Below are 12,928 nucleotides of genomic sequence, written 5' to 3'. Positions count from 1 at the left end.
AACCTTGACCGTGAGGCTCACGAGCGGATGACGGCAAGCACCCGCCGCGGCGCCCACCAGACGCGCGCCAACACGATCGTGAAGGCCGCTGACCACGCCACGCCGTTGGAACTCAGCAACATCACCATCCACTACGGCGGCGGCAAGGGCGGTGCCGAAGCCGTCAACGTGGTGGACGATTTCAACATGACGCTGCACGCCGGCGAAATGCACTGCGTCGCCGGCCGCTCCGGCTCGGGCAAGACCAGCATCCTCACCGTCGGCGCGGGCCTGACCCTGCCGACGTCGGGCCGGGTGTACTGGGAGGGTGACTCCCTCGAAACCATGGGCGATGACGAAATCGCCGACCGCCGGCGCGCCCTGATCGGCTACGTCGACCAAGGCGGCGCCCTGATCGACGGGATGAGCGCGTTGGAGAACGTGCTGCTGCCCGCCGTGCCCGACGGCGAGGTGGACAAGCGCCGCGACATGGCCAAGGACCTCCTGGACCTCGTGGGCCTCGGCCGGCGCATGCGGCACCGCCCGGCCCAGCTCTCCGGCGGTGAACGCCAGCGCGTGGCGATCGCCCGCGCCCTGATCCTGGGTACGCGCGTGCTGGTGGTCGACGAGCCGACCGCGAGCCTGGACCGGTCAGCGGCGAACCGCATCATCAGCATCCTCAAGGACACGACGTCGGACGGGATCGCCGTCCTGGTGGCTTCACATGACCACGAACTCGTCCGCCAGAGCGATACCCTCACCGAACTGATCTAGGTTTAAGCTGTGACCACCTCCGAAAAAACCCCGTTCTACATCACCACAGCCATCAGCTACCCCAACGGCGTGCCGCACATCGGCCACGCCTACGAGGTCATCGCCACCGATGCGATGGCGCGGTTCAAGCGCCTGGACGGCTACGACGTGTTCTTCATGACCGGCACGGACGAGCACGGCCTGAAGATGCAGCAGACGGCGGAAAAGGAAGGCATCCCGGTCAAGGAGCTCGCCGACCGCAACTCCGCCGCGTTCCGCCAGATGAGCGATGACCTCGGCATCTCCCTGAGCCGTTTCATCCGCACCACGGACCCGGACCACTACGAGGCGGCCAAGGCGCTTTGGCAGCGGATGGAAGCGAACGGGGACATCTACCTCTCCAAGTACGCCGGCTGGTACTCGGTCCGCGACGAGCGCTATTTCGTCGAGGACGAGACCGAGGTGCAGGCCGACGGACTTCGCTATGCGTCCGAAACCGGCACCGAGGTGACGTGGACCGAAGAAGAGAGCTACTTCTTCAAGCTCTCCTCTTACCAGGACAGGCTGCTGGCCCTGTATGCGGACCACCCGTCCTTCGGCGCACCGCACAACCGCTTCAACGAGGTGGTCAGCTTCGTCAAGGGCGGCCTCGAGGACCTGTCGATCAGCCGTACGTCCTTCGACTGGGGCGTTCCCGTCCCGGGCAACCCGGACCATGTCATGTACGTCTGGGTGGACGCGCTGACCAACTACCTGACCGGAGTCGGCTTCCCGAACACCGAATCCGAGCTGTTCCGGAAGTACTGGCCGGCGGATGTCCACGTGATCGGCAAGGACATCTCGCGTTTCCACGCCGTCTACTGGCCCGCGTTCCTTCTGTCCGCCGGGCTGGAACTGCCCCGGCGCGTCATGATCCACGGCTTCCTGCACAACCAGGGCGTCAAGATGTCCAAGTCGCTGGGCAATGTGGTGGCACCGGCCGACTGGGTGGCCCAGTACGGCCTGGACCAGGTGCGCTTCTTCCTGCTCCGCGAAGTCCCCTTCGGCGCGGACGGCTCCTACAGCCACGACGCGATCGTGGGCCGGATGAACGCGGACCTCGCCAACAACTTCGGCAACCTGGCCCAGCGTTCGCTGTCCATGGTCGCGAAGAACTGCGACGGCGCCGTTCCCGTTCCCGGCGGATTCACCGCCGAGGACTCCGCCCTGCTGGACCAGGCCAACGGGCTGCTGGAGCTCTCCCGTGCCGCGTTCGAAAAGCAGGAGTTCAGCCGCGCCCTGGAGGCCATCTGGAACGTCTTGGGCGACACCAACGCGTACTTCGCCGAGCAGGCGCCCTGGGTGCTGCGGAAGACCGACGTCGAACGTATGAACACCGTCCTGTATGTCACCCTCGAGGTGCTGCGGATCGTCGCCATCCTCGCCCAGCCGGTCATGCCGGCGGCGGCGGCGGCCATCCTGAACACCCTGGGCCAGCCGGAAGGTGAGGCCCGGGAGTTCGCCGCCCTGGGAACGCCGATCGTCGCCGGAACGGCCTTGCCCGCCCCGGCCCCGGTCTTCCCGAAGTATGAGGAGCCCGCGGAGGCCTGACCGCCCGACTGCGGCAGCCCAGGAGGCTGAAGCCTGCTCGAAATGCTCCCCCACCCTTGACCAAGGGTGGGGGAGCATTTGCGTTGTACTCGCAAGCAGTTTCGTGCCTTGTTTCCGCGTAATTACGCCCGTTTCCCGGACTGGTCGTCCGCCCCGGTTCGGTAACTGGCTACCGGCAAGTAGTTTGCGGCTCCAGTACTGAGTACCGCGTGCACAAATAAGGTATTTGACCATCAATTAGACGAGTACCTACTACTCACGACCCTGGGCTTCGGCCTCCATAGCCTGAAATAGCAAGCGAACTGACGACACTGCTGGGGAGTAACTGTCACCATTCAATTCGCTGTTTGAGGTCTCGAATAGTTGTTTTCCTGGGTCTCGAAGACGGTTACTCCACGCGCAGTCACGGCAGCTTAATTCCTGACTGGACGGAGCGACGAAAAATGAGACGAACAATAGCCACACTGGGGGTTGTGGGGCTGGGGATCATGGCGGCCACGGTGTCTGCCAACGCGGCGCCCCCGGAGGATAAGAAGATCACGATCTGCCATGCGACGAGTGCAGCGGGGAACACATTCCTTTCGCAGACGATCAACCTGAGCGCGCTGAAGGCCCACGCAGACGACACCCTGGACATCGTGCCGGAAAATACAGGCGACATCATGCCGCAGGGGCAGAACACGAGCAAGGCGAACCTGGCGTTTCTGGCCAACGGTTGCGTGGCCGTCGCCGTCCCGCCGGTCGACCCTCCCGTTGACCCGCCGGTGGACCCGCCGGTGGACCCGCCGGTGGATCCGCCGGTTGACCCGCCGGCCGACCCCGGAGCGGGGGACGTAACCCCGGGAACGGATACGACGCGGGAATCGGTGGTAGCGCCGTTGTCACCGGCTGCGGTGGTGCCGGAGGCCGTTGTCCCGGCCGCGAAGACCGTCGCTCCGGCCGCGAAGACCGTCGCTCCGGCGGCCAAGACCGCCGCGCCGGCCGCCAAGAAGACGAACGTCGGATTCAACGTCCAGACTGCGGTTGGCCGCACCTCGGACTCCGGCATTCCCACGTGGCTGATGGCGCTCACCGGAGTGTTCACTGCCGGAGCGGCACTGGTGCTCTGGCAGGGCGGAAGGCGCGCCAGGAACGCTGAGGGGTAGGCGGTACAGCCAGCACAAAGCAGTACAGGGGCGGGTGCCGCGATTGCAGCACCCGCCCCGCACGTTCCGTTTGCAGAGCACAGGCACCTCACAGGAGCACGTATGAGCTGGCACCGTCGCAACCAACTACCGCGGGTACCCGGTATCCGTGGCCTGGCACTCGGCCCGAGGGACATGCTCCTGCTGGCAGCCTGCGTGGTGGGAATCCTCGCAGCCTGGCTGTTCTACGCAGCATCAGGTCCGGGGAGTGTGCAGCCGGCCTACGGCCAAGCGGCTGCGGCGGCAAAGCCCGTGACCGGAAATTCCAGCCCACCGCCGACGTCGGTCCCCTCCGATGTCCCGATCGGAAGCAGTTCTGGGCTGCTTCCGATCGGTGCGGCGGCAGCCAGCCCGGCGGCGCTGGAACCGCCCGCCCAGAGCGCAGAGATCCAGCCCGCAGCCTCCGTCCCGCAGCGCATCACCTACCCGGCGGCAGGCATGGACGTGACAATCCACCCGCTGGATCCGCCGACGGGCGACGCCGAAACCACGGGCATCGTGCCCCCGGAGACGATGGACGGCTACTGGCTCACTCCCTTTGGCACCCCCGGAGACGGCTCGGCGAACACCACTTACATCGTCGGCCACAGCTGGGAGGGCCTCGACGCGCCGTTCAACCACCTGAGCTCGGCCGCGGCCCCGGGGGACGTACTCTCCGTGGCCACGGAGACGGGGATACTCCGGTATGCCGTGGAGTCCGTCACCACGTACACGAAATCCACCCTCAAGGACAGCCCCGTTTGGGACGCCGTCCCCAACCGCCTGGTGCTGATCAGCTGCTACACGGAGGATCCGTGGGGAAAGAACGTGGTGGTGATCGCGACGCCGGACCGGGGCCCATAACCGGGCCGCGGGACCCAAAGCCCGCTGTTCGAATAATGAGACAACTTGACCAGCATGTGGATGACTTGGCTACGCTGAAAACATGAGCGCATCAACGATTGATCTGGCTGTAATTCCCGGCGATGGCATCGGCCCCGAGGTCACGGCCGAAGCCGTAAAGGTCCTCGAGAAAGCTGCCGCGGCAGAGGGCATCGTGCTGCAGCAGACCCACTACAAGCTCGGCGCCCAGCACTGGCTCGAAACGGGGGAGACCCTGCCGGAGGAAACCCTCGCCGATCTCCGCACGCGCGACGCCATCCTCTTCGGCGCGGTCGGGGCCGCCCCGGGCGACACCCGGATCCCGTCCGGCATCATCGAACGTGAACTCCTGCTCAAGCTGCGCTTCAGCCTGGACCACTTCGTCAACCTGCGGCCCTCGCGTTTGTACCCGGGGGTGGCAAGCCCGCTCGCCCATCCCGGCGACATCGACTTCATCGTGGTCCGCGAAGGCACCGAGGGACCCTATGTGGGCAACGGCGGCACCCTGCGCGCCGGCACCCCGCACGAGGTCGCCACCGAGGTCTCGCTCAACACCGCCCACGGCGTGGAGCGTGTGGTCCGGGACGCCTTCCGCCGGGCCAACGACCGCCCCCGCAAGAAGCTCACCCTCGTGCACAAACACAACGTGCTGGTGTTCGCCGGCCACCTCTGGAAGCGCACCGTGGAGGCCGTGGCCCAGGAATTCCCCGAGGTCACCCACGACTACCTGCACATCGACGCCGCCACGATCTTTATGGTCACCGACCCGGCGCGCTTCGACGTGATCGTCACCGACAACCTCTTCGGCGACATCATCACCGACCTGGCCGCCGCCGTCACCGGCGGCATCGGCCTCGCCGCGTCCGGGAACATCAACATGGAACGCACCGCCCCGTCCATGTTCGAACCCGTCCACGGGTCGGCGCCGGACATCGCCGGCCAGCAGAAGGCGGATCCGACGGCGGCCATCCTCTCCGCCGCGCTCCTGCTGGACCACCTTGGCTACGCCGCTGCCGCCCGCAGGATCGAGGCGGCCGTCGTCGCCGACGTCGCGGGCCGCGGCGCCGGGGCGCGCAGCACCAGCGCGATCGGCGACGCCATCGCCGCCGCCCTGTAGGCACAGCCCTACCGGTCCGTTGGTCCGGGCCGGCGGCCCCGCCAACGGGCGTAAGCTTGTGTCGAATCACCAATATGCTGCCGTGGTCCGACGATGAACCACGTTCACACACCAGGCAGCCGACCGTGGAGGAACCATGACTCAGACTGCCCATGGCGTCGAATTCACCCAGCACCTGTCGGAGACCCCGAAGTCTGCTGAAGAGCGTGCAGCCATCCTGGCGAACCCGGGGTTCGGCGACTATTTCACCGACCACACCGCGATCGTCGACTACAGCGTCGACGCTGCAGGCAACGGCGGCTGGCACGACGCGCGGGTTGAGCCCTACGGGCCGATTTCCCTGGACCCGTCCGCCGCAGTGCTCCACTACGGCCAGGAAATCTTCGAAGGGCTCAAGGCCTACCGCCACGCCGACGGCTCCGTCTGGACCTTCCGGCCGGAGGCCAACGCGGCCCGCCTGAACAAGTCGGCCCGCCGCCTGGCGCTTCCCGAGCTGCCCGAAGAGTACTTCCTCGGCGCCATCCGCGAGCTCGTCTCCGCGGACAAGGACTGGGTTCCGGCCGGCGACGGCGAAGCCCTCTACCTGCGCCCGTTCATGATCGCCACGGAGGCCTTCCTCGGGGTCCGCGCCGCCCGTGAAGTGTCTTTCCGCGTCATCGCGTCCCCGGCCGGCAACTACTTCGGCGGCGAGCTCAAGCCCGTTTCCATCTGGATCTCCCGCCAGTACGCCCGTGCCGGCCGCGGCGGCACCGGAGCGGCGAAGTGCGGCGGCAACTACGCCGCGTCACTGATCGCTCAGCAGGAAGCCGAGGCCCACGGCTGCAAGCAGGTGCTGTTCCTGGACCAGTTCAATGACAACGCCGTGGAAGAGCTCGGCGGCATGAACGTGTTCTTCGTGATGAAGGACGGCTCCCTGGTGACGCCCGCGCTGAGCGGAACCATCCTCGAGGGCATCACCCGGATGTCCGTCATCCAGGTTGCCAAGGACATGGGCCGCGAGGTCACCGAACGCAAGATCACCCTGGATGAATGGCGCGACGGCGTGGCCTCCGGCGAAATCGCCGAGGTCTTCGCCTGCGGCACCGCCGCCGTGATCACCCCAATCGGCGTGCTCAAGGACGACACCGAGTTCATCGGCTCCGAGGACGCGAAGGCGGGGGAGACCACCATGGCCATCCGCAAGCAGCTCCTCGGGATCCAGACCGGAGCAGTCGAGGACACCCACGGCTGGCTCACCCGGTTGGCCTAAGCGGCAGCGCCTCGGCCACAGGCAGCGTTCGACGGCGGCTCCGCACCTTCGGGTGCGGGGCCGCCGTCGTCGTTGGCCGCCCGCCCGCAGCAGGGGTCCGGCCGGAAGCCCCTAGCCGCTCCTTGGACTCAGGGGCACAATATGGCGCATGACAGGACTTATTCAGGTTCTGGGTGTCATTTTCGGCATTGTGCTGATCCTCGTGGGGATCCTGGAATCCTTCTTCTTCCGGGACCAGCGCCTCCACCGGCTGTTCCTGATCAGGCCTGAGGACACGGAGGCCGTGCGGCTGTGGACCTTCAACCTGGGCTTCTACAACATGATCTGGGGCGCGGGGGCAATAGCCGGCGCGGTTATGCTGGCGGAGCCGGCGGCCGGGCGGGCGCTGCTGCTCTTCACGTGCCTGGGCCACGTGCTCCTCGGCATCATCCTGGTCCTGTCGGAACGGCGGCTGTGGGCGAGCGCCATCGCCGAGGCGCTGCTGCCGGCAGTCATCGCCGTGCTGCTGCTGGTGTGACGGACCCTCGTGTGGGCGCCGGTTCGGTGCGAAGATGGAACAGTGATACCGGACGATCCCCGCGCCATGGTGCGCAGCACGGAGCTGACCCGCTTCAGGCTCGCCCCGAACCCCGGGCCGATGAGCCTGCACGGGACCAACTCCTACGTGATAGCCGCCCCCGGAGCGGCAGGAACGGTCGTGGTGGATCCCGGCCCGCTGGATGAGCCGCACCTGCAGGAACTGGCACAGGCCGGCGCCGTCGAGCTTATCCTGATTACGCACCGGCACGCGGACCACACGGCGGCCGCCGCAAGGTTCTCCGAACTGACCGGAGCACCCGTGCGCGCCGTGGATCCGGCCCACTGCCACGGGGGAAGTCCGCTGGCGGACGGGGAGGTCATCCACGCCGCCGGGACCGAGATCAGGGTTGTCGCAACGCCGGGCCACACCTCGGACTCGGTCTGCTTCCACCTGCCGGCCGACGGCGCCAAGGGCTCGGTCCTCACCGGCGACACGATCCTTGGCCTCGGAACCACGGTCCTGGACTACCCCGACGGCACCCTTGGGGACTATCTGGCCTCCCTGGACCGGCTGGAACGCCTCGGCGCTGTGACCGTCCTGCCGGCACACGGTCCCATACTGCCCGCGCTGGACACAATTGTCCGCGCCTACCGGGACCACCGCGAAGACCGTCTCGCGCAGATCCGGGCCGCCCTAGCGAGCCTTGGCGACAGCGCCGAGGTGGCAGACGTGGCCGACGCCGTGTACGCCGCCGTCGATCCCGCCGTGCGGCCTGCGGCGGAACTCTCCGTGGCCGCCCAGCTGCACTACCTGCGCCTGGCCGGCGGCACCGCCTAGCCCGCCGGAGACGGTACGCTTGGAGCCATGCGTATCGCCCGGTTTGTAGTCGATTCTGATCCCCTCTACGGCATTGTTGAAGGTGAGCCCGGCAGTGAGGAAGTCACTGTCATCAACGGCGACCCGTTCTTCCACGGCGTGGAACGTACCGCCGTGCGGCACAAGCTGGAGGACGTGCGGCTGCTCGCCCCGATCATTCCGCGCAGCAAGGTCATCGGCGTCGGCCGCAACTTCGTGGAGCACGCCCGGGAACTCGGCAACGAGGTCCCGGCCCAGCCGCTGCTCTTCCTGAAGCCCAACACCTCCGTGGTCGGCCCCAACGATCCGATCGTCCTGCCTGAGTTCTCAGAGGAAGTGTCCTTCGAAGCCGAGCTCTGCGTCGTGATCGGCCGGATCTGCAAGGACGTCCCGGAGGAGCGCGTGGACGACGTTATTTTCGGCTACACCTGCGGCAACGACCTCACGGCCCGCGACGTCCAGAAGACGGACCTGCAGTGGGCCCGGGCCAAGGGCTTCGACACGTCCGCGCCGCTGGGGCCGTGGATCGAGACCGAGCTGAACACCGAGGACCTGCAGATCCAGGGCCGCCTCAACGGCGAACTGCGCCAGGACGGCAGCACCAGCCAGATGATCCGCGGCGTCCGCGAGCTTGTCTCCATCGTCTCGCAGGCGTTCACCCTGCTGCCCGGTGACGTCATCATGACCGGCACCCCCGCCGGCGTCGGACTCGTTACCGCCGGCGACCGCTTCGAGGTCGAGATCGAGGGCATCGGCCGCCTCTCCAACCCGGTCGTCCGCCGCTAGCGGGGCCACATCGATTCCCGCGCCGATTTCGGACAGCCGCACCGTGGATCCACGGTGCGGCTGTCCTTTTTCGCCGCGGAAACCGCGGGCACCCGGCACTGACCGGGGTTGGTAATGTTGGTACCACTATGACTACTCCTTCCGCGCCCGACGCCGTTTCCAGCTCCGCCCCCAGTGTGACCAGCGAAGTCACCGCTGACACCCCGGTCCGCGTCCGGTTCTGCCCGTCGCCCACCGGCACCCCGCACGTCGGCCTGATCCGCACCGCCCTCTTCAACTGGGCCCACGCCCGCCACACCAAGGGCACCTTCGTGTTCCGCATCGAGGACACGGACGCGGCGCGCGACTCGGAGGAAAGCTACCAGCAGCTGCTCGAGGCCCTGAAATGGCTCGGCATCACCTGGGAGGAAGGCGTGGAGGTCGGCGGACCGCACGAGCCGTACCGCCAGTCGCAGCGCCTGGACCTGTACAAGGACGTCGTCGCCAAGCTGATCGACGCCGGCTACGCCTACGAGTGCTACTCCTCCCCGGAGGAAGTCGAGGCCCGCCACCGCGCCGCCGGCCGCGACCCCAAACTGGGCTACGACAACTTCGACCGCGAGCTCTCCGAGGAGCAGCTCGCCGCGTTCAAGGCCGAGGGCCGCCAGCCAGTGCTCCGCGTCCGGATGCCGGACACCGATGTCACTTTCACCGACATGGTCCGCGGCGAGATCACGTTCAAGGCCGGCAGCATCCCGGACTACGTGATCGTCCGCGCCGACGGGTCCCCGCTCTACACCCTGGTCAACCCCGTCGACGACGCGCTGATGGGCATCACCCACGTGCTCCGCGGCGAGGACCTGCTCTCCTCCACACCCCGCCAGGTGGTGCTGATCCGCGCGCTCATGGAGATCGGAGTCGCCAGCTACCTGCCGGTCTTCGGCCACCTGCCGTACGTCATGGGCGAGGGCAACAAAAAACTCTCCAAGCGCGACCCGCAGTCCAACCTCTTCCTGCTCCGGGACCGCGGCTTCATCCCGGAGGGCCTGCTCAACTACCTCTCCCTGCTGGGCTGGAGCCTCTCCGCCGACGAGGACATCTTCACGGTCGAGCAGCTGATCGAAAACTTCGACGTCAACGACGTTCTCGCCAACCCGGCCCGCTTCGACATCAAGAAGGCCGAGGCCATCAACGGCACGCACATCCGGATGCTCGACGCCGAGGACTTCCGCGGCCGGCTGGTCCCGTACCTGCGCACCGCCGGGTTTGTCGGCGACACGCTCACCGCCCGGCAGGAGGAGATCCTCGCCGAGGCGGCACCCCTGGTCCAGGAGCGCATTTCGCTGCTCGGCGAGGCCCCCGAGATGCTTGCCTTCCTGTTCAAGAACGACGACGCGATCGACGTCGCGGACGACGCCCGCAAGGGGCTTCCGGAAAACCTCACCGAAGTGCTCGACGCCGCCCTGGCCGCCCTGGAGCCCATCGCCGACTGGAACGCCGAGACCATCCAGGCCGCCCTCAAGGAAGCGCTGGTGGAGGGGCTCGGCGTCAAGCCGCGCCTGGCGTTCGGTCCGGTCCGCACCGCCATCTCCGGCCGCCGGATCTCCCCGCCGCTGTTCGAATCCATGGTGATCCTGGGCAAGGATTCGTCCCTGGCCCGGCTACGCGCTTTCCGCGGCTGATGATGGGCACACCCGAGGTCATTACCAGCGCCCGGACGAATGCGCTGGCCGCCGGCCTGGGCGGCGGCGCTGTTCATGGGGTGCTGTTCGACATCGACGACACCCTGGTGGACCTTGAGTTCGCCATGACAGCGGCCCTGCGTGACGTCAGCGAACACCTCCTGCCCGGCCTGGACCAGGCCGGGTGGGAGAAATTCGGGCGGATCTTCACCCGCGAGACCACCCATTTCTACGATCGGTACCTGGCCGGCGAGCTGACCTTCAACGAGCAGCGGCTCCTCCGGGGCCGGGCTGCCCTGGGGCACTTCGGTGTGGAGCTGGAGGAGGGGGAGCAGGCCCACCACTGGGTCAGCTCCTACGCCAGCCGGCAGCACGGCTACATCCGCGCCTTCGACGACGTCACGCCGATGCTGGACGCGCTGGATGCGGCCGGCATCCCCTACGGCGCCGTGAGCAACAACGTCCACGACTACCAGCGGATCAAGCTGGACGCTGCTGGTCTGGAGCGCATCAGCATACTGGTGGGGACGGACACCGTCGGTGCCGCGAAGCCGGATCCGGCCATCTACCTGGAGGGAGTCCGCCGCCTCGGCACAGGTGCGGCCGAAACACTCTATGTGGGGGACAACCGCATCCTCGATGCTGACGGCTCGACGGCGGCGGGCCTGCTGGGTGTCTGGCTGAACCGAGGCGGGGAACCGGCCCCGGGCTTTGAGGGCCGCGAGGTCGGTTCCCTGCTGGAACTGCTGGCCTAACCCTCCGCCGGGGCGGTGCCGCGGGCGCGCCGGTTCCGCAGCCCAAGGAAAGCGCCGACCGAACCCAGGCCCAGGACACCGACGATCCCGAGGGCCACGGCCGCGTCGGACTGGCCGACCATCGTCGACGGCGAGACCGCCGCAGCGCCCGAGTGCAGTGTGACCGTGCCCTCGGCAATGCGGGCGTTTCCGTCGGCGAGCTTGTCCGCTCCGGTCGAAAGCTGCGAGGAACCGGACGCCAGTTTCGTGTTGCCCGCCGAGAGCTCGCTGGCGCCCGAGGCGAGGGCCAGGGATCCGTTGAGCAGCCCCGGGTTGGCCGGATCCGCAGGGTCCCCCTTGATGCCCGAGTTCAGCGCCACGGTCCCGTCCGCGAGCCGTGAACTGCCTTCGGTCATCCGCGCGGCGGCCTTGATGAGCCCCGGCCGTGCCGGGTCGCCCGGAACGCCGTCCATGCCCGTCCGGATTTTGGATGTTCCGTCGGCCAGCAGTTGCGTGCCAAGAACGACGCCGGGGTTCCTGGGATCCTGGCTGTTGAGTTTGCCGGCCAGTGTCCGGAAACCAGCGGTCAGCTTCCCCGTCCCCGCGTGCAGCTGTTCTGTTCCTGCCTGCAGGCGGCCCGCGCCGGCCTGCAGCTGGGTGGCTCCCGCGTCGAGCTTCTGTGCCCCTGCGGTGATTTTGGCGATCTTGTCCCTGACAACGGACAAGGGCACCAGTCCCTGCACAGGGTCCGAAGCGGCCGCCTGCAGGAGCTCGAGGGCCTGTGCGAGGGCCGCCGTGCCGGTACCGGCTTCCGGGTTGTTGCCGGCGCCCCGGTACCCCTTGAGCTGGACCGTGCCCGCGGCAAGTTCGCCGGATCCGGATGCCAGCCGGGCCGCCCCGGCGTCAAGCTGCGTGGCGCCGTCGGCCAGGTTGTTCTCGGCGTTGCCGGCGGCCGTCGGGGTCAGGGCGGCCGAGAGCTGCACTGCTCCGGCGGCAAGTTTTTGCGCGCCGTCGTCGACCTTGTACACGCCGGGGGCGAGTTTGTTGTTGACGTCGGTTTCGATCTTGACGGCGCCCGTGGCCAGCTGGTCCGCGCCGGCCTGGAGCTTCTCGGCCCCGGGAGCGAGCTTCTCGCTGATTCCCGCATGGACCTTTTTGGCACCGGCAGAGAGCTTGCCGGCACCAGTATCCGCCTGGCCGGCGCCCGCCGCCAGTTTTCCCGCACCGTCCTTCAGCTGCGCGGCCCCGGCGGATGCCTGCCCGGCGCCGTCCTTGAGCCGGGCAGAGCCATCGGCTATCCGGCCGGTAACGAGCGTGTAGAACCCCAGAAGGGCAATCAGCAAAAGGGCGAGCACTGCGATGGCGATCTGTTGGGCGCGGGTGCGGTTCGGACTGGTGGCAGCGGCACGGCTCTGTGTCACGGATGGTTCCTCTCGACGGCTTTGCCGGCAGCGGCTTGCTGCCGGCCCCCGGCTGTGACGCAGCTAACATTCGAAAATGCCCATGCAGCTGCCCGCAGCGGAGTGGGGGAGGGGTAGTTACTCGTTGGTAACTTACCGAGCGTAAACTTGTTGACCCCGGATTGGCAAGGGTTTTCGGCTGAGAAGGGCGCGGGCGGCTCCCGCAGGGCAGCTCCGGG

12 protein-coding genes are annotated in these 12,928 nt (G+C 67.6%); 11 read left to right on the top strand and 1 reads right to left on the bottom strand.

Features of this window, described 5'->3' with window-relative positions:
* The first annotated feature begins 27 nt into the window (after positions 1 to 27).
* From LDO13_RS11390 to LDO13_RS11340, 11 genes are all read left to right on the top strand, one after another.
* On the top strand, positions 28 to 753 hold the full coding sequence (locus LDO13_RS11390) for an ATP-binding cassette domain-containing protein (protein ID WP_224049765.1): 726 nt from the start codon (positions 28 to 30) through the stop codon (positions 751 to 753).
* A gap of 9 nt (positions 754 to 762) precedes the next feature.
* Positions 763 to 2,322: a methionine--tRNA ligase gene (gene metG / locus LDO13_RS11385; protein ID WP_224046855.1), complete on the top strand. Its 1,560-nt coding sequence runs from the start codon at positions 763 to 765 to the stop codon at positions 2,320 to 2,322.
* Positions 2,323 to 2,765: 443 nt separating this feature from the next.
* The gene (locus tag LDO13_RS11380) at positions 2,766 to 3,467 is read left to right on the top strand and encodes a hypothetical protein (RefSeq protein WP_224046854.1); all 702 of its coding nucleotides are present in this window, start codon (positions 2,766 to 2,768) and stop codon (positions 3,465 to 3,467) included.
* 102 nt (positions 3,468 to 3,569) lie between these two features.
* On the top strand, positions 3,570 to 4,349 hold the full coding sequence (locus LDO13_RS11375; RefSeq protein WP_224046853.1) for a class F sortase: 780 nt from the start codon (positions 3,570 to 3,572) through the stop codon (positions 4,347 to 4,349).
* Between the two features lie 82 nt (positions 4,350 to 4,431).
* On the top strand, positions 4,432 to 5,484 hold the full coding sequence (locus tag LDO13_RS11370; protein WP_224046852.1) for a 3-isopropylmalate dehydrogenase: 1,053 nt from the start codon (positions 4,432 to 4,434) through the stop codon (positions 5,482 to 5,484).
* Between the two features lie 136 nt (positions 5,485 to 5,620).
* Positions 5,621 to 6,733, top strand: a complete 1,113-nt coding sequence (locus LDO13_RS11365; RefSeq protein ID WP_224046851.1) for a branched-chain amino acid aminotransferase — start codon at positions 5,621 to 5,623, stop codon at positions 6,731 to 6,733.
* Positions 6,734 to 6,881: 148 nt separating this feature from the next.
* Positions 6,882 to 7,250, top strand: a complete 369-nt coding sequence (locus tag LDO13_RS11360; protein WP_224046850.1) for a DUF1304 family protein — start codon at positions 6,882 to 6,884, stop codon at positions 7,248 to 7,250.
* Between the two features lie 66 nt (positions 7,251 to 7,316).
* Positions 7,317 to 8,090 (top strand): MBL fold metallo-hydrolase, encoded by a 774-nt coding sequence (locus LDO13_RS11355; RefSeq protein WP_224049764.1) that lies wholly within the window; start codon positions 7,317 to 7,319, stop codon positions 8,088 to 8,090.
* A gap of 27 nt (positions 8,091 to 8,117) precedes the next feature.
* Positions 8,118 to 8,894 carry a fumarylacetoacetate hydrolase family protein gene (locus LDO13_RS11350; RefSeq protein ID WP_224046849.1) on the top strand — a complete coding sequence of 259 codons (777 nt, stop codon included), beginning with the start codon at positions 8,118 to 8,120 and terminating at the stop codon, positions 8,892 to 8,894.
* A gap of 128 nt (positions 8,895 to 9,022) precedes the next feature.
* On the top strand, positions 9,023 to 10,555 hold the full coding sequence (gene gltX, locus LDO13_RS11345) for a glutamate--tRNA ligase (RefSeq protein ID WP_224046848.1): 1,533 nt from the start codon (positions 9,023 to 9,025) through the stop codon (positions 10,553 to 10,555).
* Positions 10,555 to 11,310 (top strand): HAD family hydrolase, encoded by a 756-nt coding sequence (locus LDO13_RS11340; RefSeq protein WP_224046847.1) that lies wholly within the window; start codon positions 10,555 to 10,557, stop codon positions 11,308 to 11,310. The genes gltX and LDO13_RS11340 overlap by 1 nt, the downstream gene beginning before the upstream one ends.
* Here LDO13_RS11340 and LDO13_RS11335 read toward each other — a convergent pair.
* A complete protein-coding gene (locus tag LDO13_RS11335; RefSeq protein ID WP_224046846.1) occupies positions 11,307 to 12,710 on the bottom strand; it encodes a hypothetical protein in 1,404 nt (467 codons plus the stop codon). The two genes, LDO13_RS11340 and LDO13_RS11335, sit on opposite strands and share 4 nt — an antisense overlap.
* Positions 12,711 to 12,928 lie beyond the last annotated feature (218 nt).

It is taken from the genome of Arthrobacter sp. NicSoilB4, assembly GCF_019977335.1.
GTDB lineage: Bacteria > Actinomycetota > Actinomycetes > Actinomycetales > Micrococcaceae > Arthrobacter.
This window is presented reverse-complemented; position numbering and strand designations above follow the sequence as displayed.